Genomic DNA, 25,465 nt, shown 5'->3' on the forward strand with positions numbered 1-25,465 from the left:
CGGGAATGGGGCGATGAAAGACAATTTGCGCGGTGTGCTGGAAATGACTGCGGCAATGGTGATTTCCGGAACCATTGGTTGGCTGGTGGTGCTGTCGGGCCGGCCGGCTTCGGAAGTCGTGTTCTGGCGTTGCCTGTTCGGGGCAGCCACGCTGCTGCCCGTCTGCGCGGCGATGGGGCATTTCAAGCCTGGACAAATTACCCTGCGGCAGTTGTTTCTGGCGATACTGGGCGGTATTGCCATCGTCGCCAACTGGTTGCTGCTGTTCGCCGCATATCCGCGCGCTTCGATCTCCATTGCGACAGCGGTGTACAACACGCAACCATTCATGCTGGTGGGACTGGGCGCGCTGTTCCTGCGTGAACGCTTGACCTGGGCGAAGCTGGGCTGGCTGTTGCTGTCGTTCGCCGGCGTGCTGCTCATTGTCCAAGGACGGCCCGATATGGGCAGCGAGGGCGACCACTATCTGGCGGGAGTGTTGCTGGCGTTGGGCGCCGCATTCTTCTACGCCATGGCAGCGCTCATCACAAAGGCATTAAAGAGCGTTCCACCGCATCTGATCGCCTTGGTTCAGGTGCTGGTGGGAGTTGTCATGCTGGCGCCGTTCGCCCTGCATGGGGCGGCAGACGCCGTCAGCCCGGCGGCTTGGGGCTATCTGGCGACGTTGGGCGTGGTTCATACGGGAGTGATGTACATCCTGCTGTATGGCGCCATCCAGCGCTTGCCTACGCACCTGACCGGCGCATTGTCGTTCATCTATCCGGTGGTTGCATTCCTGGTGGATGCATTGGCATTCGGGCACCGGCTGCACCTGGTCCAATTCATCGGCGCCGCCGCAATCCTGTTGGCGGCGGCGGGCATGCTGTTCGGCTGGAGATGGCGGTCGCGCGCCGCCGGGGAAATTGGGCGAACGCTCCGCTGAGGTTGTTCTTTCAGCGAAATCGAGAATTTCGAGGTGGGGAGAGGATCGCCTCCACGCTGGGCGAGTAATGGCAGAGGGATACGGACCCGCTGTGGCGCGGGCCCGATGAGGAGATCATCCCAGTTCCGGGCGCAACGTTCCCTGGAACTGTTCGGTCTGGAAGCCACGTACTGCGCAGCCGATACGGCTTCCCGGGAGGGCCGGGTCGCGCGAGGCTTCAATCACCAGCGTGCGCTCGCCCTGGAGGTTGGGCTGCGCACGATAGTAGTCGAAACGCGAAGTGCGATGCCAGCCGTCGCGATCGAAAATCTCCATGCGCACGTAGTTGCCGTTGATTTCCTTGCTCACTCGCTTGAAGTTGGGGATGACTGTACCCAGCACGGCGGCTGCCTGGGCGGGGCTGGCCGGAGTGACGAAGCCCCATGCCATTTTTTGCAGGGTGCCGTTGATCTCGGTGCTTTCCTCGTAGTACCCCGACAGCGTCAGGCCGTACACCTTGGCTGCAGCGGTGGGCTGCACGGTGTTGCGTCCCGGCGTCTTGCGGTCAGGCACATCGATGGCGGCGACTTCACCCTTCACCGTTACCGGGAAGATGGGGGTAAGGTCGGGGGCGAACTGCTTGATTGTGGCGCCCAGGGTGGCGTCGCAGGCGGCCAGCGCCTTCACCACATTTTCCAGCGGCGCGCGCTGGTCCAAGACCGCGCTGGTTTGCGTTTTTCCGCGCGTTTCATTGCGCTGGGCCAGTTGCTGGGTCTTCAATTCCAGGCGCTGCTGCTTGATTTGCAGCTTGGCCATGCGCTCTTCCGGGGTAGCGCAGGCGGTCGTGAGAATGATGGTGGAGGCTGCAAGCAGCCAGGTGCGTGTTCTTGTCATGGATTCCCCCATTGGTTTGGTTTTGTAGCCCTCGCGGGGCAGATGGATTTTGGCTCAGCCTCCGGACAAATTCAACAGCAGCGAGTATTCGATCCGTTCGATGACGCAGGTTTGCGGCCGTACGCCGCTGCAGAGGCAGAGATGATAGCCGCTGCCGGTTTCGTGGTGCAGGAAGGCATCGGCAGTGCCTGATGCGTCGGGGCCGCAGTCCAATTCCGTCAGATCTTGAGTATCGATCAGACCGGCATTGTGGCGGAATTTATAGAGTGCTTCCTTCGCGCACCAGAGCCGGTAGAAGGCATCGCTGTAGTGTTCCTGTGTTGCCAGCCATGCCGTTTCCCATTCGGAGAAGGCTTGCTGCGCCAGGGCTGGCAGGTCGCGCTGCGGTGCCGGCGCCTCGATATCCACGCCCACAGGAAAAACTTCACCGATGGCGCAGGCCAGCCAGCCCCGGCTGTGCGACAGGCTGAAGCCTGGCAACGCCACACCATCCGCAGGGCATCCTGCAATCGTTACCCGAGGGGAGGCGCCGGGATGTTCCTCGACCGAAATGCCGGCCGGCGGGCAGCCCAGCGTTTGAGCCAGCGCATGGCGCAGCAACAGTCGGCCGAGCAGAAATTCGCCTGTGCGCCGAGACCTGAGGAAGCCTTTCAGCCGCGTGCGTTCGCTGCCTGAAAGCAGCGCAGCAAGCGCGGATGGAATGGCCGGAGCAGGCGTGCAGGCGAAAGAGTCGCGGCCATCCACGATCCAGACGCGGGCGGACGGCATGCCGGCGTGCTTACTTGTCCGCGATTTTGACGATGTCGCCTTTGAGGGCGACGCCGGCCAAGGTGGCGCCGGCGTGGCATTCATATTGAGTGGCGCTGGCCATCTCGTTCTTCTTGTAATAGCTCACGATGTTGACTACCGCGTTGCCGCCCAGCTCCTTGGCTTTCTTATGCAATTGCACCAGCGCCGACAGGAACACCCACTTGCAAGCCTCTTCATCGGACTTGCCCACGGCATTGGTCTTCTGGTTGGTGACGTCGCTGGAGAGTTTGGTGATGATGGCAGGATGTTGCTGGCCGGCGAAGTAGAACTTGACCGAACCGTCCAATACCCCCTCCTTGTCCTTTTGCGTCTTGGCTTCTTCCACAGACAACAGGTGCTTGGTGTCGCGCGCTTGCGCGGACAGCGAGGATGCCGCGAGTAAGGCCGCGGCCAGGATGAGGGAGATATTCTTCATTGTTCGACTCCTTGTGGTTGGTGATATGGAAATGTCGCAGGGGATAGGTTTGGCTGCGCCTCAATTCCAGCGCTTGAAGATCAGTGATGTATTGATTCCGCCGAAAGCGAAGTTATTGGACATCACGTATTCGCAATCCATCTCGCGCCCCGCGCCGGTGATGTAGTCGAGTTCGCCGCAGTCGGGATCTGGCTGGCTCAGGTTGATCGTGGGGGAAAACCAGCCGTGGCGCATCATTTCGATAGTCAGCCAGGCTTCCAGCGCACCGCAGGCGCCCAGCGTGTGACCCATATAGCTCTTGAGGGAGCTGATCGGCGCACGCGTGCCGAACACACGTGCCGTGGCGGTGGTCTCTGCCACATCTCCCTGGCGGGTGCCGGTGCCGTGGGCGTTGATGTAGCCGATGGCGTCTGCTGGCAGGCCGGCATCTGCCAGCGCCATCTCGATAGCGACCTGCATGGTGGCGGCATTGGGATTGGTGACATGCGAACCGTCGCTGTTGGTGCCGAAACCGACGATCTCGGCATAGATTTGGGCTCCGCGCGCTTGTGCGTGCTCCAGGTCTTCCAGGATCAGCGTGCCGGCGCCTTCGCCCAGCACCAGGCCGTCGCGGTCCTTGTCAAACGGGCTGGGAGTGATCTGTGGCGTGTCGTTGCGCACACTGGTGGCGTATAGCGTGTCGAACACCGCCGCTTCGGTAGCGCACAGTTCTTCGGAACCGCCCGCGACCATCGCGGTCTGGCGGCCGCTACGAATCGCTTCAAAGGCATAGCCTATGCCCTGGCTGCCTGAGGTGCAGGCGCTGGAGGTGGTGATGATGCGTCCGGTGATGCCGAAGAACACGCCCATGTTTACCGGCGCAGTGTGCGCCATCATCTTCAGGTAGGTGTTGGCGTTGATGTCGCGCGTGTTCTTTTCCGCGAACATCATGGCGAAGTCTGCGATCGCATTGGGCGTGCCGGCCGAAGAGCCGTAGGCGATGCCCAGGCGGCCGCTGGAAAGCAGTGGATCGTCCAGCAGGCCGGCGTCGTCCAGCGCCCATTCGCTGGCGCGGGTCGCCATCAGCGCCACGCGTCCCATGCTGCGCGTGGTCTTGCGATTGTATTTGTCGGATAGCGGAAACTCCGCCGCCGGGGCGCCCAGGCGCGTATGCAGGCCGATGTATTCATCCCAGCCGGGCATGCGCTGCACGGCGTTGCGCAAGGTCTTCAGGTGCCCCAGTGCGCTGTTCCAGTCGTTTCCGATCGGGCTGATGCCGGCCATGCCGGTGACCACCACGCGGCGAGCAGGGAAATTATTGCTCATGCCAGTCCTCCGTTGACTGAGATCACCTGGCGTGTAATGTAGGCGGCATCGGGAGACATCAGGAAGGCTACCGCCGCCGCCACTTCCTCCGGTTTGCCGGCGCGGCGCGCGGGGATCAGCTTCATGATTTCCTCCAGTGGCGCATCCTGGGCCATATCGGTATCTATCAGGCCCGGCGCCACGCAGTTGACGGTGATGTCGCGCTTGGCCAATTCCAGCGCCAGCGCCTTGGTGGCGCCGATGACGCCGGCCTTGGCGGCGCTGTAGTTGACCTGGCCGCGGTTGCCGATCAGACCGGAGACCGAAGCCAGCGTAACGATGCGGCCCGGCGCGCGTCGGCGCACCATCGGCATTACCAGCGGATTGAGCACGTTGTAGAAGCCGTCGAGATTGGTGCGCAGCACGCTGTCCCAGTCTTCTCCCGGCATGGCGGGGAAGGCGTTGTCGCGGGTAATGCCAGCGTTGCAGACCACGCCGTAGTAGCAGCCGTGTTTCTCGACGTCTTGCAGCAGTATTTGCGATGCCTGCTCGCGCTGGGCGATGTCGAACTGCAATATGCGTGTGCCGCGCCCCAGTGCCGCTATCTCGCGTGCGACTTCGTCGGCCGCCTCGCGCCGCTGGTGGCAGTGCAGCGCTATGTCATAGCCGTCGCGCGCCAGTCGCAGTGCGATCGCGCGGCCTATGCCCCGGCTCGAGCCGGTGACGAAGATGGTTTTATCCCCCGATATTGTCATGCCATGCCTTCTTGAAGATATTGTGTTGCGTCGTGCGGTTGGAACACCGACACGGTGGCTCGCGCCAGTTCTTGTTGCGTTGATGTGTCGCTGATCGCGCATTCGAAGGAGCCCAGACCGTTTTCCGCCTGCAGCAGCAGTTTCACCGCCACCTTCAGGCGCATGCCGTTGGCGAATTCAGGTGTGGCGCATTCATAGCGGCGCGAACCCAGCAGGAAACCTATTTTCACGCTTTCGCCGCGCAGCCGCGCGTGATAGCCGGCCCAGGCGGCGATTGCCTGCGCCATGTACTCGACTCCGACCCAGGCGCCTACGCCAGCGCCGTTGTTGAAGGGGATGCCGGGACGGATCACGACTTCCGCTTCCAGGTTCTCGGCCGATACCGAGGCGACCCGGTCGAGCAGGATCATCGGCGCCGTATGCGGCAGCAATTGTTCAATCGGTGGAACGGATGTGGCTTGTGTCGTCATCTCAACCTTCCATGCGCGAGAACACCAGCGCAACGTTGCTGCCGCCGAAGGCGAAGGAATTGGAAAGCACATGGCGTGGCGCATGTCCCAACGCGCGGCCGACGGCGACCGTGTCCAGCGCCGGCAGCGCCGGATCGGCGGTGCCGTCCCACAGGTGCGGCGGCAGCAGGCCGGTGGCGTTGTTGTCCTGCATGGCCAACCAGCAAAGGCCGGCTTCGATGGCGCTGGCCGCTCCCAGGGTATGGCCGGTGAATGGCTTGGTCGAGCTGACCGGCACTCCGGCGCCGAACAATGCATGGATTGCCTTGGCTTCCATCGCATCGTTCTGCGGTGTGGCGGTCCCGTGCAGGTTGATGTAGTCGATCTGCGATGGTGCCAGGCCTGCGCGTCGCAAGGCCTGGCCGATTGCCAGCGTGGCGCCCCTGCCTTCCGGGTCGGGGGCGGAGATGTGGTGTGCGTCGGACGATTCACCCCAGCCGTGCAGCGCGACGCGCGCAGGTTCCCGGCTCATCAGGAACAAGGCCGCGCCTTCGCCGATATTGATGCCGCGACGGTTGGCCGAGAGCGGATTGCAGCGTTCGGCACTGACAGACTCCAGCGCGGAAAAGCCGGCCACGGTGAAGTCGCACAGGCTGTCGGCGCCGCCGCAGATTACCGCGTCGCACAAGCCCATATTGATCAGCCGGGCGGCGCTGGCCATGGCCTTGCCGCTGGAGGAGCAAGCGCTGGAATGCACGTAGGCCGGGCCGGTCGTTCCCAGCGTGACTGCCAACGCCGTGGCCGGTGAGCCGAGCTCTTGCTGCCCGTAGTGAAAAGCATCTGGGAGGGCGCCGCCGGATGCCAGTTGGCGGAAGGCTTGTTCGCTTTCGGCGATACCAGAGGTGCTGGTGCCCAGAACGATGCCGACCCGATGCGCGCCGAAGCGGGTGATGGCTGCATCGACCTGGCTACGGATCTGCGCCAGCGCCGCCAGTGCCAGGCGGTTGTTGCGGCTGCGCTCGCGCAGCGGCAGGTGGTCATCGTCAGGCAGCGTCGCAGGCGCCACCGCGCCCAGCGACAAGGCCTGGCCATCCGCATTGGTGCGGCACGGATCTGGATGAACGCCGCTGTCGCCGGCGAACAGGCGCGCACGAATGGTGTCGTGCGTACTGCCAAGCGAGCAGATGATTCCCAATGCGTTCAGATAGATGGTCATGCGGTGTTATTCAGTGGTGACGACCGACTGTATGGTCAGTTTGTATTGATAGCGCAGATTGGTCAGGATCACCTTGCCGCCCCATGCCTTGCGGTCCGGGTAGTCGATCACCGCGATCGTTTCGCCGTCGAGCAGCAGGGTACGTTGGCCTTCGTTTTCGCGCAACTCCCATCCGGCGGGAAGCGCATCTTTGATGGCTTTGGCCGGCCATAGCGTCAGTTGCACGTCTTGCAATACATCGTCGCCCTGGACCTGCTTGGGCAGCATGACATGGCGCCAGACCTGCAGTTCGCGGCCGTCGTAGTGCAATGTCATCACGCGCTGGCCAAAGGCCAGGCCGACCAGGTCGAGGTGGTCGGCATCGATTTCCAGCGCGGTGTCGAGAGTGTCGGTGCGGCCTTCGCGCTCCACCGTCAGGTGCTGCTGCAGGCTGATGCTCTGACCCAGCGCGGCGGGCGCCAAGCGCAGTTGCAGGCGTGCCGGCGTTCGTGTGTCGGGTGGTGTGGCAGTGGCGCAGGCAGCCAGCATCAGGGCGATAGCCAGCGTGGCCAGAGGGCGGGGGAGTCTCATGCGCAATCCTTGGCGTCGGGGTTGGTGCTGGCGATGCCCGGGTGGGTGAAGCAAGGCGCCAGCAGCCATACCAGCAGCATGCCGCACAGCATGGTCAGGCCGAATGCATGCAGCGGCGGGCTTGCGCTCAAGGCCAAGAGGCCGAACGAGAGCAGGGCGCTGACGGCTGACAGGCCGACGGTCAGCCAGGCATAGCGGCGCGCATGCCGCGAGGGTTCCAGCAGGAAGATGCCATAGTCCACCCCCAGTCCCAGCACCAGCAGTCCGGCCAATACATGGAACAGTTGCAGCGGCTGGCCCAGCCAGCCGAACAATCCCAGCGTGATGAAACTGGCGACCAGCGGCGGCGCCAGTGCCCGCCAGGCATGGCGTCGATATCGCAGCGACAGCAAGGCGAAGATGGCCGCATAGGCGGCCAGCAAGGCCCAGCCCATGTATTGGCGGTAGTACTTCAGGACGGAAGAAATGTCGGCCACCTTGTCCACCCATTGCACACCGGGTACGTTGGCGGCGACGGCTGCCAGCTTATCCAGTTGGCGGTAATCGGCCAGGCCGCGGAGGGCGACGATGCTGGCGCTGCCGCTGTCATCGACCTTGCCCAGCCACAGGTGGCGCGTGGCTTCTCCGGCCGGTGAGGCGAGGAAGGCTTCAGGTGCCAGCGTGCGCCCCTTGTCCAGGATTCTGTCGCGCATGCCTTGCACCCACTGCGGCGTTTCATCGATGGCCGACGCTACTTGTGCGAGTGCGGCGGGTTGGCCGTTGCGCGCTTCCAGCAAGGCTTGTTGCACCAAGGCCAGGTTGCCGCGCTGCGCGGCCTGCGATGGCACCCAGTTGGAGACAGCCTGGATGCCGCTGATCACGCCGGCATCAACCAGCGGTTGCAGGCGCTGGGCCAGTTGTTCTTCCTTTTGCAGCACCTCCTCGGCGGAGCCGCCGCGCACCAGGTAGAACTGCACCGGTGCCGCCATGTCGAGCAGCTTGCCGATCTTGATCTGGTCGTCCAGCAGTACTTGCGATGTCTTTTGCAGCGCACGGATGTCGTCGCTGACTTGCAGGTGGACGATGCCAGCGATGCACAGGCCGGCTATCGCCACTACGGCCGGCAGGATCAGGTGCCAAGCCTGTTTGCCAAGAAAGTCGGGCCAGGCATCGATGCTGCGGCCGAAGGCCTGCGCAGCCGGCGTCGCGCGCAAGCTGTGCGGTCCGACCAGTTGCGGGAACCAGCAGGCCACGGTTATCCAGGCGAATACCAGGCCCAATGCCGAGAACACGGCCATTTGGCGCAAGCCGGGGAAGGGCGTGGCAGCCATGCCCAGGTAGCCGATTGCGGCAGCCAACAGCATCAGCCCCAGTCCGGGCAGCAGTTGCCTGAACAATTGCGGCGAAGAGACTGTGTCTGCCGTGCCCAGGCGCGCGCACAGGAAATAGATGCCGTAGTCCTGCGCGATGCCGATCAGGCTGGCGCCGAACACCAGGGTCAGCAAATGCACATGGCCGAACAGCAGCATGCAGGCCGACAGCGCTCCGAGGCAGCCGACCGCGATCGAAGCGCCGATGTAGAGGATGGGCTTGAGGGAACGGAAGGTGAGCCACATCAGCAGCAGGATGCCGGCCAGCGAACCGGCGCCGATGGTGGCCATTTCGCTACTGGCTTGCTCGCCGGCAGCCGCCGCATGCAGCACTACGCCGCCGGTGATGACTTCCTTGGCTTGCGCCAGCGCGGCCTGTCTGGCCTGCGCCAGCAACGGCACCACCTGGCGCTGCACTTGCATGGAAAAGGCCGGCGCTTTGAGTTCCAGCAACAGCAGTACGTAGGATGTGCCGTCGCGCTCCACGAACAGGCGGCCGTCGCGTGGACGCACCGGGGTTTCGCGGGCGCGTTCCTGCACCCAGCCGGCGAACAGGCCGAACGGGTCGTCCTGCCAGGCGCCCAGCTTGGGGCCGCCGAAGGCGCCGTACATGCCCGCCAAGGATTGTTGGCTCCAATATTCGGGGGCAGAGGATAAGAGTTGCGCGCGTTGCGCTCCGGACAGCAATAGCGAGCGGCTGTTGCCGAAGACTGCCAGCCATTGTTCTTGCAGTTGCGCGGCATTGCCCGCCATCGGCGCGATCAGCGCGGCTTGCGGTTGCAGCGCCGCCAGGTAGGCGTCGGCCGCTTGCGTCGCGCGTTCCCAGTCGCGGTCGCCGACCAGCACCACCACCTTTTGCTGGGCCGAATCGACCATGTGCGCGAAGGCCTGCTGCAGCACAGCGTCGTTGCGCGATGCCGGCAGCAGAGCCAGGATGTCGGTGTCGGGGCTGGCGCGCTGGCCCAGCCACAGCCAGGCATTGTGCGCAGCCAGCAGCAGTACGGCCAGTAGCCAGGCGGCCGCCAGCCGGCGCTGCAGGGAGCCGGACAGCTTAGTCAAACATCGCTCCTTCTTCGGCCATCAGTGCCGACTCGCCGGTCTTGATGGCGGAGAAGCGGATGTCGGTATGGTCACCGCCGGCTTCTTTCATCGTGACCTTGTCGACGTAGGCGCCGCCGTCCAGCGCGATATCGCCGATGGCCTTGGCCAGCGCCGGCTGGCGCGCCTTGAGGGCGACGCGCCAGGCGCCGTTTTGGATCCCGCCATCCAGTTCGAACAGCGAATCGAGCTGGCTCAGGTCACCGGCCAGCAGCGAGAACAGCACGCTGTTGATCATCTTTACCACCGGTTCCTGCTGCGCATCCAGCTTCATCGCGACGCGACCGTTTTGCATCTGCACAATGGCGTCGCGCGTGATGCGCAAGGTGCTGGGGAAGGGTTGCAGCGTCTGCCACAGGATACCTTTTCCCTTGATGACGCAGAAGCGGCCGTTGGATTGCAGCGGCTTCTTGATGCCGGCCAGTTGCTTGGTCTGGTCGAAGCGGCCGCACATCACGGCCGGCTTGGCCAGCGCGGCCTGGATCTGTTGTACCGGAGCGGCGGCCTGTGCGGGAAGTGCGGCCAGGGCGGAGGCCAGCAGCAAGGCCGAGGCGATGGTTTTGAAGGAAATCATGGAGCGGAAGGAGTCAATCCGAGTTTGTGCCACAGCACCGGCGGCGACACAAAACACATTTCGCGGTTGGAAATCTGCACCGCCACCTGCACGGTGGAGGCGCGCGTGAGCCGGGCGCCGCTGGCGGCATCGCTCACCTGGTAATCGATCTTCAGGCGGTTTTCCCATTCGACGATGGCGGCTGCGACCTTGATGCGCTGGCCGAAGGTGGCCGGCGCCGCGTAGCGCAGGTGCAGGTCGATTACCGGCCAGGCATAGCCGGAATCCTTCATTGCCGGATAGTTGTAGCCGAGCTTGTCGAGCAGGACGCAGCGCGCCGCTTCCATGTACTCGACGTAGCGGCCGTGCCAGACGATCTCCATCGGGTCGAGGTCGTAGAACTGGACTTGCAGTTCAGTTTCGGCGGACCATGGCGAATTGGCCAGCGTCAGCTTGCCGGCCGGCAGCGGCGTCTGGGAAATGTGCGCATCATTCATACAGTGTCCAGGACTGGTTGCGCAGCCGCTGGAGCAGCAGGCGCAGGTCGGGTTCCAGCATGCGATCTTCGTCGACCACGGCGATGTCGCGCGCCAGCGCTTCCTGCATCGCGGCCAGATGGCCGCCCGGCAGGTCGTTCAGCGGCGTGTCGCCGGCTTGCTGGCGCTGGCTGCGCAGCCACACGCCCTGGCGCACCGTGATCAGGAGCGCGGCCGCCACCTGCTCGGTCAATTCCAGCACGCGCAGGCAGTCGCGCGCGGCGATGGTACCCATGCTGACCTTGTCCTGGTTATGGCATTCGGTCGAGCGCGAGAAGACCGAGGCCGGCATGGTCAGCTTGAGCGCTTCGGCGGTCCAGGCCGAGGCGCTGATCTGCAGCGCCTTGAGGCCGTGGTTGATGGCCGCGCGTGGGCCGGTCGCGCCTGACAGGTTGGACGGCAGACCGTTGTTGTAGCGGTTGTCCACCATCAGCGCCATCTGGCGATCGAGCAAGTCGGCGATATTGGCAACGGCGGTCTTCATGCTGTCCATCGCAAAGGCGATGTGGCCGCCGTAGAAGTGGCCGCCATGCAGCACGCGTTCGCCATCGGGATCGATCAGCGGATTGTCGTTGGCGCTGTTGAGTTCGTTCTCGATATAGCTGCGCAGCCAGGGCAGGGCGTCGTTGAGCACGCCGATCACGTGCGGCGCGCAGCGTACCGAATAGCGGTCTTGCAGGCGCTTCTCGTTGCGGTGCGGCTGGCCGCAGGGCAGGTCGGATTGAAGCCAGGCGGCCACCTGTTGCTGGCCCGGGTGCGGCTTGGCCGAGAACAGGGTGGCGTCGAAATGGTGGGCATTGCCGTCCAGCGTGAAGCTGGCCATGGCGGTGATGCGCGTGGCCAGGCGGCACAGGTACTGGGCGCGGTCGTAGGCCAGGCAGGCCAGCGCGGTCATGACGGCGGTGCCGTTCATGATGGCCAGGCCTTCCTTTGGGCGCAGGCGCAGCGGCGTCATGCCGGCCTCGGCCAGCGCCTGGGCGGCGGGAATCTGCTGGCCGTCGCGCCATACTTCTCGCTCGCCGCACAGCACTGCTGCCAGGTAGGAAAGCGGGGTCAGGTCACCGCTGGCGCCGACCGAACCCTCGCTGGGGATCAGCGGCAGCAGGTCGTGCTGCAGCAGTGCTTCGATCTGCTTGAGCAGCGCCACGCTGACGCCCGAAAACCCCTGGGTCAGCGAGTTCAGGCGCGCAGCCAGGATGGCGCGCGTTTGTTCTGGCGAGAACAGGGCGCCCAGGCCGCAACCGTGGTAGGTATAGAGGTGATGCGGCAGTTCGGCCACCAGTTCGGGCGGCACGGTGACCGTGCAAGAGTCGCCGTAGCCGGTGGTGACGCCGTAGACGGTGCCGTCTTCGCGCAGCAGGCGGTCGAGGAAGTCGGCGCCGCGGCGGATGCGGTCGAGGAAAGGGGCGTCATCGGATAGTGCGGCGCCGGCCTTGCGTTGCGCCAGCGCGACCACGTCTTCGATGGTCAGAGGGCGGGAGCCGAAAGTGACGAAGTCGCGATGAGTGGCAGAGGTGGTGGAATCAATGTGTGGCATGTCGTTCATCCATGGCGGAATCGGCCCAGAAATCGTAGAAGTTGAACCACTGGAAAGGCGCTTGCAGGCAATGGAATTCGAGCCGGGCGGCATAGCCGGCCGCCAGTTCGTCCAGGCGTTGCGCACGCTGGTTGCGCGGTAGCTCAATCAGGTCGCGGAAAAATTCGAAACTCACCTGCGCGCCGCTGGCGGTGCGCCGGGAAAACATCAGGTAGACCGGGCAGCGCAACAGCGAGGCCAGTACGTAGGGGCCCACAGGGAAAGGTGCGACGCGGCCCATGAAGGACGCACGTGCCACGCGCGGATTGGGAGAGACCGGCACGCGATCGCCGGCGATCACCACGAATTCGCCTTGCGCGACTTTATCGGCCAGCACCATGGCGGTGGCCGGCGACATGTCGGTGACCTGCATCAGGTTAAGCTGGCTGCGTGCATCGAGCTGGGCCAGCATGCGATTGAAAGCCTGGGCATGCCTGGTATGAACCAGCACGGTCAGTTTCATTGCCGGGTGTTCGCGCCCCATCACGCGGCACAGTTCCAGGTTGCCCAAATGCGTGCAGACGATCAGCCCGCCGCGGCCTTGCGCGATGGCGGCGGCAATGTGTTCCTGGCCCGTCAGTTCGACACGGTCGGTGCGAAACAGTCCGCCCCACAGCAGCATCTTGTCCAGCAAGCTTTCGCCGAAGGCGGCGAAATGGCGGAACACGCCGCGAATGTCGGCATGTACGCCCAGCGCCGGGCGATATGCCTCCACTTGTGCCAGATAGGCGTGCGAGGCGCGGCGTGCGCGGCCGTTGGCGGCAATGTACCAGCACAGAACCGGGTACAGCATGAGGCGGAACGGCAGCCGTCCGAACAGGCGGTAGACCGCGAACAGCAAGCGCATGCCGGCCACGAAGCTGACTTCATTGATCTGCGCCCAGTGGCGCGATTGCCCTGGCGCCGCCATCAGGTATTCCCTGCCAAGGTCCGGCACAGCCGGCGTGACAGCAGCAGCGGCGAGCGCAGCAGCATGCCGAAGAACAGCCGCGCATGCATGCGCGAGATCAACGCGTTGTCCAGCCAGACTTTGAAATGCGAGACGCCATCGGCCGGGTAGCGCACCCGCGTAGGCAGATTGCGCACCCGCAGGCCGCGCCAGTACAGGCGCACCAGGATTTCGGTATCGAAGTCCATGCGGCGGCCGATATGGGCGCTGTTCATCAGATTGATCGTGGGCGCCAGCGGATACAGGCGGAAACCGCACATGGAGTCGCTGATCTCCAGCGACAGCGTATTGATCCAGACCCAGACGTGGGTGAGATAGCGGGCGTAGAGGCGGCCCTTGGGAACGCTTTGGTCGTAGATTGGCTTGCCATTTATCACAGCCAGCGGCGCGGCTTGCGATGCCGAGATGAAGCGCGGGATATCGGCAGCCTCGTGCTGGCCGTCGGCATCGATCTGCAGCGCATGGGTATAGCCGGCCTGGGCGACATGGCGCAAGCCGGTCATGACGGCGCCACCCTTGCCCTGGTTGTGCGCATGCACCAGCAGCGTTATCCGTTCCGGATGCGCTTGGGCGATGTCACGCAGCACCTTGGCGCAGGCGGCGCTGCAGCCATCGTCGACCAGCACACAGTGCAGCTTGTGGCCCAGCACCGCTTGCACTACTGCGGCGATGGCATGTTCATGGTTGTAGACCGGGATGACGGCGGCGGCTTTGTAGGCGGCGAGGTTCATTTCGGCCCCAGCATGAAGCGTCCGCTGGCGTGCTGCCCTGCTTCGGAGTGCAGGCGGAAGGATAGTGCGCCCTTGGCGGCATCGTATTGCAGATCCAGTGTCACCGTCGCGCCGGGCGAGATCACGCGCTGGAATTTGAGCGCGGCCATGCCGAGAAAGCGCGGCGGCAGATCGAAACAGCGCCGCCCCAGCGCCAGCGCCCAGTCGGTCTGGACGACGCCTGGCAAGATGGGCGCGCCGGGGAAGTGGCCTTCGAAGTACAACAGGTCATCCGGAATGCACAGCGACAGTTGCACGGTATTTTCGGAACGCTGAAGCTCCGTGATGTCGGGCATGGTAGGACGTTGCGTTGCTGCCGGGGCGGCTGGTTGCAGCAGCGCGGCCAGTGCCGCCACAGTGATTTTTCCCTGCTGATTCACCGGCATGGCGTCAAGGTAGCGCCATAGGCGCGGCAATGCGATGCTTTCTATGGCGCCGGAGAGCGTTGCGCGCAGGGCGGCATTCAGGGCAATCTTGCTTCGTCGTTCCAGCAATTGCCGGCCGTCTGCTGTCAACACCGCGAAGGCTGCGATGAACTGGCGTCCCCGCGTGCCTTCATGAACCAGCACACGTGCTTCGGCCACCAGTGGACTGTCCATCAGCAGGCGTTCGATTTGATCCAGCGAGATGCGTTTTTCTTCCAGCTTGACGATGCGGTCGGCGCGTCCGCGCAGGTAAAAACCTCCGGGAGCCATCTCGGCTCGGTCAGCCATGGCGAACCATGCATCGTCGGGCAAATGGGGCGAGCGTACTTCCAGTGCGGCATCGGTATTAATGCGCAACGTCACGCCGGGCATGGCTTGCCAGCGCTCGTCGCGTAATGCCGGATCGTGATGCGGCTGCCGCCAGGCGATGCCGCCGGTTTCCGAACTGCCGTAGATTTCCAGCGGGCTGTGGCCGAACAGTTGCCAAGTCTGACGTGCCGCCTCGGCCGACAATGGTCCGCCTGAGGAAAAGATCGCGCGCATCCGAGTAGTGTCTGGCAGTGTCGGCTGATCGGGGAGGCGCTTCAGGTGGGCCGGGCTGGAGAGCAAGGCCCAGGGGCGCGAAGGCACGATGCGTTTCAGGTCTTCCGGGAAGAAGGCACTTTGCGCATGCACGGCGCGCCCGGCCGGTATCGGCCACAGTACCTTGAACAGCAGTCCATAGATATGCTGGTGCGAGACGGTAGCGACGATTTCGGCATCCCCCAAGTTGCCGCCGAACTGCGTTTCCAGCGTTGCCACTTCGCTGGCCATTTGGATCAGTTTCTTGGGGATGGCTTGCGCCAGTCCGGTGCTGCCGGAGGTGTAGACCACCAGTGCCGGGAAGTCGGCCGCCAGCGCCGGCCATGCGGAGCCGTCGTCATGCGCGGAAATGTCTTCGCCCGGATGCAGCGGCTGCCATGCAGCCTCGAAGTCGCCGAGGAAGCCGTCGACTTCTGATTGCAGCGCGCGGCAGGTTTCGGGAAGGGCATCGCTGGGGAGGTAGACCGTCTTGCCGGCAAGCCAGGCGCCGAACAGCGTGGCGGCGAAGTGTAGCGAGTCGGCATGGAACAGTGCGAAACGCTGTCCGTTGTTTTGTTCCAGCATGCGTTTCCAGCCGAGGATATCGCGGCGCAAGGTCCGATTGGAAACGGCCGTGCCATCACGCCACCCGACCACGTGGTCGGGTGGAAAATGTTGGAAAGGAAGCTGCAGCAGGTCGAGCGGTGCCGCGCCGCCCGGTTCACGCATGATGCTGGCGCCGTACGTAGAGGCGCACCAGGTATTCGCCGGCGAATAGCACGCCCATGGCGGCATAGGCGATCACACCGGTATACATCGACCACGCCGCAGGCGAGGCCCAAATGGCGGTGGCGAGGGCGATGCTGCCGTTGACCGCGAAGAAAACGCACCATACCTGAGTAACGCGCCGGGTATAGGCGACGGCGAAGGGCTGCAGGTCAGGATCGTGCAGGCGCGCCAGCCGCTCTATCATCGAAGGCGGTTTGATAAGGCTGTAGCCGAACAGTGCCAGCATGCCGGCGCTGATGGCGACCGGATAAAGCTTCAGCGGCAGCAGCGCATTCCAATAGAGGGCAGGCGCAGCCAACGCCAGCGCGGCCAGTCCGGTCCAGCGGTAGTTGCGAGACAAGCGCGAGGTCAGCAGCCGTACGCTGGCGATGGCCAGCAGCAGCAGCGCCAGCATGCGGGGCTCGATCCTGCCGTGCGCGCTCCAGATCAACAACGGATAAAGCAGGATAAGCAGCGTGCCGAGCAGATTCGGCAGTTCAGGCCTTTTCATCGGCGCCCATCAACGCGGCCAGCACGTCGACCACGTCCTGCACCGTGCGCACGGTGCGGAAAACATCCGGCTGGATACGCTTGCCGGTCATCTGGTTGAGCTTGACCACGATATCGACCGCATCAATGCTGTCGATATCGAGGTCGGTATAGAGATTGGATTGCGGGGTGATCGCAGCCTTGTCGATCTCGAACATCTCATGCAGCATATCGACGATCCAGGAGTAGATCTCGTCCTTGTTCATGGTGGGGGCCAAAGTGGTCATCATGAGCCTCTTGTGTGTTTCTCTTCTTTATTGCTTATGGCTGGCGACCAGTGCCGCCAGCGCCTGTACCGAAGCGAAATGCTTGCGGGTTTCTTCCGAATTCGCCGCCAGCGTGATGCCGTAGCGTTTTTGCAGGGCAACGCCCAGTTCCAGCGCGTCGATCGAGTCCAATCCCAAACCGTCGCCGAAAAGCGGCGCGGCGTTGTCGATGTCGTCCGGCCCCATGTCTTCCAGTTCCAGAACCTCGATGATCAGTTTTTTGATGTCTTCTTCCAGCGTTTGCATCGCCTAGCTTTCTTTCATGAAGTGCTGTTGCAGGTAGGTGGTGAGCTGGCGTGCAGCCAGCGTGGGATTGTCGGCGCATGCCGGCGCGTCGGCGCCGATGGCGTGGCCGATGTGGATATCCTGTCCGATGTGAATCCGGAAATGCGCAATGGTTTCCGGAACGTCCCACCATTTGCCGCCTTTGCCGAGGGTGCCCGGCGTGCAGCGGATGTGCACCGGGGTGATTGGGCAATCGCCGCGCACGGCGACATTGGCCGCGCCGCGTTTGAAGGTCATGTTGCCGTCCAGCGGGGTGCGCGTGCCTTCCGGGAAAATGATCAGGTTGCCGCCATCGCGGATCGAGCTGATGCAGTCGTCAATCAGGTCCGGGCCTTGTTCGTTGCTGATATAGCCGGCCGCACGGATTGGTCCGCGTGTAAACGGGTTGCGCCACAGTGCATTCTTGACGATGCAGTCGGCGTGCCGGACAAAGGCCATCAACAGCACAGTGTCGATCAGGGTAGGGTGGTTGGCCAGGATCAGCAGGCCTTTTCGCTGCAGGCGTTCGAGGCCGGTGATCTGGTAGCGGATCACGCCCAGCAGGCGCATCATCTCGACGAAGCCGCGGAAGGCCAGGCGGATCACACTGCGCGCCAGCAGTACGCGGCGCTGGCGGTCGCGCACAGCAAGATCCAGTAGTGGAAACACTACCAGGCGCAGCGCAAGTCCGCCCAGACCGAAGACCGCAAAGGAGAGGCCGGTGGCCGCCACTCGCCAGTAGCGGTTGACGCGTTTGGCGAGATGTTCACGCATGGCGCATCCAGTGCCAGCGGCGGCCATCGGCCTGACGTACCAGGTCGGCGGCAGCGGTATTGAGGAAGAAGCGCAGCACATCGGTTCCACCCGGCGTGGCGGTATCGGCAACATCGGCATTGGCGGCGCTCCATTGCAGCGATATGGCAGGCAGCGGAGCGTTTTCGTCGGCGGCTTGCATCAGCCAGGCCCAGCCGAAGGCTTGTTCGCGGCAGTCGGCGTATGGCGCGAAAACATCGGGCAGGGGACCGTCGGCCGCCACCAGCAGTACATGCGGGGCGCCATCGGCCAGCAGGCCACAAGCCTCTATCGCGGCATGCTCTACCGTGCTGTGGCCGGCGGCCACGGCAATGCTGTTGCCGCGCGAGCGGCGGGCAATGGAAAACAGGCCGGCATTGGCGTTGTGGACCGACAGGCTGAACGAGGCGGGCGACAGTGGGGCGCCGGTGGCCAGTTCCTGCAAGAGTTCGGCCGAGCGCGCGCATTCGCCGTGGCGCGATGCAAACACTATAGGGATATCGTCGGTTGCGCAGTCCGCCGGCAATGCGGCGTAGGCGGCTTCAAGGGCGATTTTCCCGGCCACGCTGGCACGTCGGCGCAGCATGGGCGGCATCGCCTTGACTGTCGGTTCTGAAGAACCGGCAGCCGGCAGATCGCCACCGATCCATTGCTGCCAGGCTTCTGCGGAGTCGACTCCTGGAATCCACGCTGCATGCGATGCGACAGAAAAACTGACATCCCCAAAAAGCATAATTTCGAAAAGCCGTGAAGCTCTTGTCTTAGCTGTAATTTATTTGACCGGATTCTTCCTCGTCCTCAGGCTCCTCTCGTGGGTGAGAGGCCGCTTGTGGCAAGAACCCCCAGCCTGCTTTTTTGTTAATGTTGCAGGCCGAATCCGGTGGCGAAAAGTTAAATTTTATAAGCGGGAATGGTACGACAAAACACCTGAATAGACACGAATTTACGCGGAAATCCGGGCCAAAAAAAAGGTAGGAACGAGATTAATCGTACCTACCTGATTTTTGTTGTCGGCGCGAGACGTTTGCGCCCATCGCGCTTGAATCCTTGGTGCCGGGAGCCGGAATCGAACCGGCACGCCTTGCGGCGCGGGATTTTGAGTCCCGTGCGTCTACCTATTCCGCCATCCCGGCAACGCAAGCACGGGATTATGACGGATTTTGGATTCATGGGCAAGCCCCATGCCCGGCCCTTATTTGCCGCAGACGGCCTCGATGGCGCGTTCGCCGGTGGAGCCGGGGATCGGGTCTTGCAGCTTGACGTCGGCATAGGCCAGTTGCGGGGCCAGCAGCAAGGCTCCCTTGCCGTCCGGTTGCGCATACATTTTGCGGCTGCCGAAGCCCAGCTGGTAGTTGCCGCAGTCGAAGTAGGCGGTCGAGATTTCCGACGCGTAGTAGGTCTTGCTGCCCTGTCCCATCAGCAGTTGGGGACGGCTCCAGTTCAGCAGGATCTGCGCCTGGCGGATGCCGCGGGTGACGACGATGCTGCTCTTGTCGACGAAGAAGCTGCCGATGTTGTTGTCGCCCAGCGGGGACCATTCGGCATGGGCCGGCAGCGCCGCGCAGGCCAGGGCCGCTGCGATGGCCAGGCTGGCCGATGTATGCAGGATGGATGAGGGGAAAAACGGTACGTCCATAGGGCGAGGAGGCGCGGCGATCAACTGAGCATGACAGCCAGCATGGCCACGTCGTCTTCCAGCAGCAGCGCCAGCGTGACGCTCCAGAAAAGCGTTTCCGCCAGGAGCCGGTTCCAATTGCGCTGCAGCCTGAGTGACATGTCCAGTCCGGTGATCGGGAGAATTCGAATGGCGTCCATCCTAACATGGCGCGCGCAGGCGGTCATGCGGCAAACGCCGCCGGGGCCTGGACAAAACCCGGCGGCGCTCGGGACGATACCCTTACTTCAGCACGGCGGGATCGCGGCCGATGGTCTTGATGATGTCTTCCATCAGCGGCTTGCCCACGCGCTTTTCCATGTCGTGGTAGACCGGGGCCTGCGCTTTGCGCCATTCGTCCTTGTCCTGCGCGGTCATGGTCAGGATCTGCGTCTTGCCGGTCTTGCGGATGTCTTCCAGGGCGTCGTCGTTTTCCTTTTTCGAATTGCTGTTGAAGTAGTTGGCCGTATCCTTGACGGCCTGGTTCATGAGCGGCTTGATCTCGGCCGGCAGTCCGTCCCAGAAGCGCTTGTTGGCCACCAGCACGTAGCCGTGGTAGCCGTGTTCGGACAGGGTCAGGTATTTCTGCACCTCGAACAGCTTGGAGGTGCTGACGATCGAAGGCGGGTTTTCCTGGCCGTCCACCACGCCGGTCTGCAAGCCCTGGTAAAGCTCGGAGAACGCCATCACCTGCGGCAGTGCGCCGACCGCGCGGGTGCGGGCGTCGATCACCTTGGAAGACTGGATGCGGATCTTCATGCCCTTGATGTCATTGGGCTTGACGATGGGCTTGTTGGAAGTCCAGTCGAGGAAACCGCTGTCGAGCATGGTTAAACCGACGATGCCCTTGGCGTCGAGTTTCTTGAGCAGTTGCTGGCCGATCGGCCCTTGCGTGATTTTTTGCGCCTGCTCCATGTTGTCGAACAGGTAGGGCAGGTCGAACACCTCGAATTCGCGCACGCCGATCGGGCCGAACTTGCCGAAGGTCGGCGCCAGCATCTGCACCGACCCCATTTGCAGCGCCTCCAGCTCTTCCTTGTCCTTGTACAACTGGCTGTTCGGGTAGACCTCCACCTTGACCCGGCCCTGGGTGCGTTCCTCGACGATCTTCTTGAAGTATTCGGCGGCCTTGCCCTTGGAGGTATTGGCCGCGACCACGTGGCTGAACTTGATGACGATCGGCGGCTGCTGGGCATGCGCCGGCGCGCCGGCCGCCAGTTGTGCGAACAGGGCAAGCAGGCCCAGGGTCTTCCAGGTTTTCATTGTGTCTCCTCGTCATTTTTAATAGTGAAGGGCGGCATGGCGCCGCCGCGGGGACTGCGTGCTGCTGCTCCGTGGCACGGAGGGGTGTGAAAACGGTGGTGGCGGCCGGTGGCGCCAGGGCCGGCGGCCGCGAAGCCGCCGGGAGCCTGCCTGGCCAGGATCAGATCGCTGCCGCGATGGCTTTGCCGACCGAGGTGGTGTCGCCTTTGCCGCCGAGGTCCGGGGTCTTGGGGCCTTCCTGGAGCACGTGCTCGACGGCGGCCAGGATGGCGTCGTGCGCCTGCCGGTACTTGGCGTCGCCATTGCCGAGGAAGTCCAGCATCATCGCGCCCGACCAGATGGTGGCGATCGGGTTGGCGATGTTCTTGCCGAAGATGTCCGGTGCCGAGCCGTGCACCGGTTCGAACAGCGACGGCAGTTCGCGCGACGGGTTGATGTTGGCCGAGGGCGCGATGCCGATGGTGCCGGCACAGGCGGGACCGAGGTCGGAGAGGATGTCGCCGAACAGGTTCGAGGCCACCACCACGTCGAAGCGGTCCGGGTTCAGTACGAAGTGGGCGGTCAGGATGTCGATGTGGTACTTGTCGCGCCTGATGTCGGGGTACTGCTGGCCCATGGCTTCCACGCGCTCGTCCCAGTAGGGCATGGTGATGGCGATGCCGTTGGACTTGGTGGCCGAGGTCAGGTGCTTTTTCGGGCGGCTTTGCGCCAGGTCGAAGGCGAACTTGAGGATGCGGTCGGTGCCCTTGCGGGTGAAGACCGATTCCTGGATCACGGTCTCGCGCTCAGTGCCCTCATACATGCGGCCGCCGATGGAAGAGTACTCGCCTTCGGTGTTTTCGCGCACCACGTAGAAATCGATGTCGCCGGGCTTGCGGTTGGCCAGCGGGCAGGGCACGCCGGGCATCAGGCGCACCGGGCGCAGGTTGACGTACAGGTCGAACTCGCGGCGGAACTTCAGCAGCGAACCCCACAGCGAAACGTGGTCGGGCACCGTGGCCGGCCAGCCGACCGCGCCGAAGAAGATCGCTTCGAAGCCCTTCAACTGGTCGAACCAGTCGTCCGGCATCATCTTGCCGTGCTTTTCGTAGTAGCCGCAGTGGGCCCAGTCGAAGTGAGTGAATTCGATCTCGATGCCGAACTTCTTGCTGGCGGCCTCGACCGCGCGCAAGCCTTCCGGGATGACTTCCTGTCCGATGCCGTCGCCGGCGATGACCGCGACTTTATGTTTTCTTGCCATGCTGTTCTCCTGGATGATGCGGCGCCCATGGGGCAAGCCGTCTGACCGGAAATCATAAACGTATTCGCGCGGCGATCATGCACGGATCGGTTATTCCATAAAACACGATATGTAAATAATTGGCGCATCCAATGCGGGCAAGAAAAAGCCCGGCGCAGGGCCGGGCTTGCAGGGGATGCATGCGCTCGGGAGCGGCTGCGGCTTACTCAGCCCACATGGCGACGCCCATCGTGTGTTCTTCTCCGGGCGCCAGTTCGACCAGGTCTTCCATCACGTTGGCGGTTTCGATGCACAGCATGCGCTGCCAGGCGTCGTCGGCGAATTGGGAGAGGCGGCGCGCCTTGCTCGCCCACGGGTTCCACACTACGGCCGAGGTCGAGCCGCTGGCTTCGATGCGGATGCGGCGCTTCCAGCCGTCGTCGCGGATCGCCAGCTGGGGCGGCAGGTCGAGGTAGATGCGGTCGGTTTCGCCGCTGACCACCAGTTCGCGCTTCTGTTCGCGTTCAGCCCAGCCTTCCAGCGTTTCGATGTAGCGCCGTCCTTCCAGACCTTCCACCGCCACCTCATGGATGCTGCTTACGGCGAAGTAGGTGTGCAGCGCCTGGGTCAGGGCGATGTGCTGCTCGCTGCCGTTGCGGGTGGTCAGGTTCAGGTGAAGACGGTCGTCCAGCAGGATTTCCAGGCGCAGCTCCAGCCCGGCGGGCAGGTGGCGCAGGCCGGGCGAATCCTGGACGGGCGGGATCGCCAGCACCAGGCGCACGCTGTCGCCCTCGATGGCGCTTTCCTTCAGCGACCACTCGATGCCGCGCACCAGACCGTGCGCCGGCAAGCGGCCGCCGGCATGCAGCGCCTGCACCTGCGGCGGGTTGCGCATCAGGTCGCCGAACCACGGCCAGCAGACGGGGATGCCGCCGCGCACCGAATTGCCGGCTTCGAAGGCGGCTTCTTCGCTCATCCAGACTACCGGCTCCTGGCCATGCACCTGGTAGCGCAGTACTTGCGCGCCTTGCTCGGCCACCAGCAGCTCGGCCCTGGCGGTCTGGATGCGCAGGCATTGGAGCTGGTTGACTTCGATGCGCTGGATATGCGGGACTTCCTGCGGAACAGTCCCGTCATCTGTCGTGGTCATGCTGGAAACTCCGAAAAAATTGCGATAGTGCAAGCCTGCCACATTTCGCCCCGCTGAGGAATGGCCGGGCGATTTCTCCTCGCCGCGGGGCTTGTCATTTTTATATGGTTTCATGCCATCCGGGCATGCTCAGAAAGATCGATTTCTCGAATAAATACGTTGCCCTGTAAAGCACGGATGTTGTTCCCGTACTGTCCAATGGCGTTTTCCCGACCTGGCGCGCCGACTATGATGACACTGCACCATTCGATTCGAAAACTGAGTTTCTTCCTTTTTCTTCTAATTCTGTCGAGCACGGCTACCGCGACTATCGTCGCCGATCCGATGCAATTTTGGGAGCGCCCCCGGCACGGGGCCAACAGCTTCAACCGATTGCCGCCGGACCAGGCCTACTTCGATGCCCTGCGTGCGCATGGCGCCGATTGGGTGCGGCTTTCCTACGATAAATGGAAGGCACAGGAGCGGGATTTCCTGATGGGCGATGCCGACCGCTACCAGGGCGTGGCCGAACGCGACCTGGCCACGCTCAAGGAAGTGCTGGGCCGCATAGACAAGGCGGGCCTGAAAGCGGTGATCGCGCCGCTGTCGCTGCCGTATGCGCGCTGGTCGCAGAACAATGGCGGCAAGTTCGACGACTGCCTTTGGCAGGATCGCCGGCACTGGCGCGAGGCCGCGCGTTTCTGGCGCGACCTGGCGCGGGCGCTGCGCGGGCAGCCGGGCATCGCCGCCTACAACCTGATCAACGAACCGGCGCCCGAAAAGATGGGCGGCTTGCCGGAGCATGCGGCGCCCGGGCGCATGTTGCAATGGTATGCGGACAAGAAGGGCGGCAGCCGCGACTTGCCGGCGTTTTATGCCGAACTCATCCGCGCCATCCGCGAAGTCGACCCGGACACGCCCATCATGGTCGACGCGGGATGGTATGCGGCGGCGGATGCCTTCGCCTATTGGCCGGGGCCGCTGGCCGATACGCGCACGCTGTACAGCTTCCATATGTATGAGCCCTATGCGACCACCAGCGGGCCGAACTTGCGCCGCAAGCCGCCGCTGCGCTATCCCGGCGACAGCCGTTTCGGCGGCGCGGCGCAATACTGGGACGGGCAGCGCGTCGCCGCCTACCTCGACCAGCCGCTGGCCTGGGCGCGCGCCCACGGCATTCCGATGTCGCGCATGGTGGCCGGCGAGTTCGGTTGCATCCGCACGCTCGACAGCTGCGAGCGGTATCTCGACGATGTCCTGGCGGTGCTGCAGCGGGCCGGCGTGCACTGGGCTTTCTACGCGTTCCGCGAAGACAACTGGGATGCGATGGACTACGAGCTGGGCAAGGGCAAGGTGCCGTGGACTTATTGGGATGCGATGGAAAAGGGCTTGCCCGATCCGGTCGTGCGCAGGGCCACGCCGGAGTTCGACGTGATACGGCGCCGCCTGCAAGGCGGGGAATGACAAACAGGTGGCAAGCGGATAGCTGGCTATAATCCACACATCGTTGAACCAATCCGCTACGAACAGTGAACAATTCCCCTCTGTTGGAAGACCTGCGCCTGTTTTGCGTGGTGGCGCGCCGCAGCAGCTTTGCCGAATCGGCCAAGGAAGTCGGTGCGTCGCCGGCCTACATCAGCAAGCGCATCGCCTTGCTGGAGCAGGCATTGGGCGTGCGCCTGTTCCACCGCACCACGCGTAGCGTGGTGATGACGGAGGAGGGCGGCAACGTCCACGACTGGGCGCGCAGGATACTCGACGACGTCGAGCAGATGATGGAGACGGTGAGCAGCGCCAAGCAGGTGCCGCGCGGGCTGCTGAAGATCAGCACCAGCTTCGGCCTGGGCCGCAAGTATGTCTCGCCCGTGCTGTCGCAATTCGCGGCGCTGCATCCGGAGCTGAAGATCCAGCTGGAGCTGGTGGACCGCCAGATCGACCTGGTCAACGAAGGTTTCGATCTCGACATCCGCGTCGGACCGGGGCATGAGCCGCACCTGTTTTCCAAGCGCCTCATGCCCAGCCAGCGCGTGCTGTGCGCCAGCCCCGACTACCTCAAGCGCCATGGCATGCCGGCCGACCTGGCCGCGTTGCGCCAGCACCGGTGCCTGGTGATCCGCGAGCGCAACCAGGCGTTCGGCATCTGGCGCATGACAGGTCCCAAGGGGGCGGAAACGGTCAAGGTGTCGGGCGGGCTGGCTTCCAACCATGGCGAGATCATCCACCAGTGGGCGGTGGACGGCCACGGCATCATCCTGCGCTCGATCTGGGACGTGGCCGGGAGCCTGAAACGCGGCCGGCTGGTGCGCGTCTTGCCGCAGTACTACCAGGAGGCCGACCTGTGCGCGGTGTATCCGTTGCAGTTGAAGAATTCGGCCAAGGTGCGCGAGTGCGTGCGTTTCCTGCAGAAGAACCTGGATGTGAATGCGCCGGCGCTCACGCTCTGACGGACT

Annotated in this window: 27 protein-coding genes and 1 tRNA gene; 3 read left to right on the plus strand and 25 right to left on the minus strand. The window is 63.7% G+C overall.

What is annotated here, in order from left to right; genetic code table 11:
* Positions 1-13 precede the first annotated feature (13 nt).
* Positions 14-922, plus strand: a complete 909-nt coding sequence (locus J7548_RS16240) for a DMT family transporter (RefSeq protein WP_290976302.1) — start codon at positions 14-16, stop codon at positions 920-922.
* 114 nt (positions 923-1,036) lie between these two features.
* Here J7548_RS16240 and J7548_RS16245 read toward each other — a convergent pair whose 3' ends face one another.
* The 25 genes from J7548_RS16245 to J7548_RS16365 all read right to left on the minus strand — a co-directional run bounded on the left by J7548_RS16245 (position 1,037) and on the right by J7548_RS16365 (position 23,036).
* Positions 1,037-1,795 (minus strand): hypothetical protein, encoded by a 759-nt coding sequence (locus J7548_RS16245; RefSeq protein WP_290976305.1) that lies wholly within the window; start codon positions 1,793-1,795, stop codon positions 1,037-1,039.
* A gap of 54 nt (positions 1,796-1,849) precedes the next feature.
* Positions 1,850-2,563, minus strand: a complete 714-nt coding sequence (locus J7548_RS16250; RefSeq protein ID WP_290976307.1) for a 4'-phosphopantetheinyl transferase superfamily protein — start codon at positions 2,561-2,563, stop codon at positions 1,850-1,852.
* Between the two features lie 10 nt (positions 2,564-2,573).
* Positions 2,574-3,020: an excinuclease ATPase subunit gene (locus J7548_RS16255; RefSeq protein ID WP_290976309.1), complete on the minus strand. Its 447-nt coding sequence runs from the start codon at positions 3,018-3,020 to the stop codon at positions 2,574-2,576.
* Positions 3,021-3,080: 60 nt separating this feature from the next.
* Entirely contained in the window at positions 3,081-4,325 is a 1,245-nt protein-coding gene (locus J7548_RS16260; RefSeq protein ID WP_290976312.1) for a beta-ketoacyl-ACP synthase, read from the minus strand.
* Positions 4,322-5,059, minus strand: a complete 738-nt coding sequence (gene fabG, locus J7548_RS16265) for a 3-oxoacyl-ACP reductase FabG (protein WP_290976315.1) — start codon at positions 5,057-5,059, stop codon at positions 4,322-4,324. Before fabG ends, J7548_RS16260 begins: the two co-directional genes overlap by 4 nt.
* On the minus strand, positions 5,056-5,529 hold the full coding sequence (locus tag J7548_RS16270) for a hotdog family protein (RefSeq protein WP_290976318.1): 474 nt from the start codon (positions 5,527-5,529) through the stop codon (positions 5,056-5,058). The genes fabG and J7548_RS16270 overlap by 4 nt, the downstream gene beginning before the upstream one ends.
* A 1-nt stretch (position 5,530) precedes the next feature.
* Entirely contained in the window at positions 5,531-6,724 is a 1,194-nt protein-coding gene (locus J7548_RS16275) for a beta-ketoacyl-[acyl-carrier-protein] synthase family protein (RefSeq protein ID WP_290976321.1), read from the minus strand.
* A 6-nt stretch (positions 6,725-6,730) separates the two neighbouring features.
* Positions 6,731-7,294 carry a DUF3261 domain-containing protein gene (locus tag J7548_RS16280; RefSeq protein ID WP_290976324.1) on the minus strand — a complete coding sequence of 188 codons (564 nt, stop codon included), beginning with the start codon at positions 7,292-7,294 and terminating at the stop codon, positions 6,731-6,733.
* On the minus strand, positions 7,291-9,702 hold the full coding sequence (locus J7548_RS16285) for an MMPL family transporter (protein ID WP_290976326.1): 2,412 nt from the start codon (positions 9,700-9,702) through the stop codon (positions 7,291-7,293). The genes J7548_RS16280 and J7548_RS16285 overlap by 4 nt, the downstream gene beginning before the upstream one ends.
* The gene (locus J7548_RS16290) at positions 9,695-10,315 is read right to left on the minus strand and encodes an outer membrane lipoprotein carrier protein LolA (RefSeq protein WP_290976329.1); all 621 of its coding nucleotides are present in this window, start codon (positions 10,313-10,315) and stop codon (positions 9,695-9,697) included. Before J7548_RS16290 ends, J7548_RS16285 begins: the two co-directional genes overlap by 8 nt.
* Positions 10,312-10,776 (minus strand): acyl-CoA thioesterase, encoded by a 465-nt coding sequence (locus tag J7548_RS16295; protein ID WP_290976673.1) that lies wholly within the window; start codon positions 10,774-10,776, stop codon positions 10,312-10,314. Before J7548_RS16295 ends, J7548_RS16290 begins: the two co-directional genes overlap by 4 nt.
* A gap of 7 nt (positions 10,777-10,783) precedes the next feature.
* Positions 10,784-12,367 carry an aromatic amino acid ammonia-lyase gene (locus J7548_RS16300; RefSeq protein WP_290976332.1) on the minus strand — a complete coding sequence of 528 codons (1,584 nt, stop codon included), beginning with the start codon at positions 12,365-12,367 and terminating at the stop codon, positions 10,784-10,786.
* Positions 12,354-13,316 (minus strand): acyltransferase, encoded by a 963-nt coding sequence (locus tag J7548_RS16305; RefSeq protein WP_290976335.1) that lies wholly within the window; start codon positions 13,314-13,316, stop codon positions 12,354-12,356. The genes J7548_RS16300 and J7548_RS16305 overlap by 14 nt, the downstream gene beginning before the upstream one ends.
* A complete protein-coding gene (locus J7548_RS16310) occupies positions 13,316-14,086 on the minus strand; it encodes a glycosyltransferase family 2 protein (RefSeq protein ID WP_290976338.1) in 771 nt (256 codons plus the stop codon). Before J7548_RS16310 ends, J7548_RS16305 begins: the two co-directional genes overlap by 1 nt.
* Positions 14,083-15,840, minus strand: a complete 1,758-nt coding sequence (locus J7548_RS16315) for an AMP-binding protein (RefSeq protein WP_290976341.1) — start codon at positions 15,838-15,840, stop codon at positions 14,083-14,085. The genes J7548_RS16310 and J7548_RS16315 overlap by 4 nt, the downstream gene beginning before the upstream one ends.
* On the minus strand, positions 15,833-16,390 hold the full coding sequence (locus tag J7548_RS16320) for a hypothetical protein (protein WP_290976344.1): 558 nt from the start codon (positions 16,388-16,390) through the stop codon (positions 15,833-15,835). Before J7548_RS16320 ends, J7548_RS16315 begins: the two co-directional genes overlap by 8 nt.
* Complete coding sequence (locus J7548_RS16325; RefSeq protein WP_290976676.1) at positions 16,377-16,655, minus strand: acyl carrier protein; 279 nt, start codon at positions 16,653-16,655, stop codon at positions 16,377-16,379. The genes J7548_RS16320 and J7548_RS16325 overlap by 14 nt, the downstream gene beginning before the upstream one ends.
* A gap of 27 nt (positions 16,656-16,682) precedes the next feature.
* Entirely contained in the window at positions 16,683-16,940 is a 258-nt protein-coding gene (locus tag J7548_RS16330; protein ID WP_290976347.1) for a phosphopantetheine-binding protein, read from the minus strand.
* Positions 16,941-16,943: 3 nt separating this feature from the next.
* Positions 16,944-17,732, minus strand: coding sequence for a lysophospholipid acyltransferase family protein (locus J7548_RS16335; protein WP_290976350.1), 789 nt, complete (start codon positions 17,730-17,732; stop codon positions 16,944-16,946).
* Entirely contained in the window at positions 17,725-18,483 is a 759-nt protein-coding gene (locus J7548_RS16340; RefSeq protein ID WP_290976353.1) for a beta-ketoacyl synthase chain length factor, read from the minus strand. Before J7548_RS16340 ends, J7548_RS16335 begins: the two co-directional genes overlap by 8 nt.
* A 315-nt stretch (positions 18,484-18,798) precedes the next feature.
* Positions 18,799-18,883: transfer RNA gene (locus J7548_RS16345), tRNA-Leu, on the minus strand.
* A 59-nt stretch (positions 18,884-18,942) separates the two neighbouring features.
* On the minus strand, positions 18,943-19,386 hold the full coding sequence (locus tag J7548_RS16350) for a surface-adhesin E family protein (RefSeq protein ID WP_290976356.1): 444 nt from the start codon (positions 19,384-19,386) through the stop codon (positions 18,943-18,945).
* Positions 19,387-19,647: 261 nt separating this feature from the next.
* Complete coding sequence (locus J7548_RS16355) at positions 19,648-20,667, minus strand: DctP family TRAP transporter solute-binding subunit (RefSeq protein WP_290976359.1); 1,020 nt, start codon at positions 20,665-20,667, stop codon at positions 19,648-19,650.
* Positions 20,668-20,827: 160 nt separating this feature from the next.
* Positions 20,828-21,907 (minus strand): tartrate dehydrogenase, encoded by a 1,080-nt coding sequence (locus tag J7548_RS16360; RefSeq protein WP_290976362.1) that lies wholly within the window; start codon positions 21,905-21,907, stop codon positions 20,828-20,830.
* A gap of 202 nt (positions 21,908-22,109) precedes the next feature.
* On the minus strand, positions 22,110-23,036 hold the full coding sequence (locus J7548_RS16365) for a D-hexose-6-phosphate mutarotase (protein ID WP_290976365.1): 927 nt from the start codon (positions 23,034-23,036) through the stop codon (positions 22,110-22,112).
* A gap of 324 nt (positions 23,037-23,360) precedes the next feature.
* Here J7548_RS16365 and J7548_RS16370 point away from each other — a divergent pair, with 324 nt between their 5' ends.
* On the plus strand, positions 23,361-24,479 hold the full coding sequence (locus J7548_RS16370; protein ID WP_290976369.1) for a cellulase family glycosylhydrolase: 1,119 nt from the start codon (positions 23,361-23,363) through the stop codon (positions 24,477-24,479).
* 65 nt (positions 24,480-24,544) lie between these two features.
* Positions 24,545-25,459 carry a LysR family transcriptional regulator gene (locus tag J7548_RS16375; RefSeq protein ID WP_290976373.1) on the plus strand — a complete coding sequence of 305 codons (915 nt, stop codon included), beginning with the start codon at positions 24,545-24,547 and terminating at the stop codon, positions 25,457-25,459.
* Positions 25,460-25,465 lie beyond the last annotated feature (6 nt).

Origin of the sequence: Herbaspirillum sp., from assembly GCF_017744395.1 — a bacterium.
Classification (GTDB): domain Bacteria; phylum Pseudomonadota; class Gammaproteobacteria; order Burkholderiales; family Burkholderiaceae_D; genus Herbaspirillum.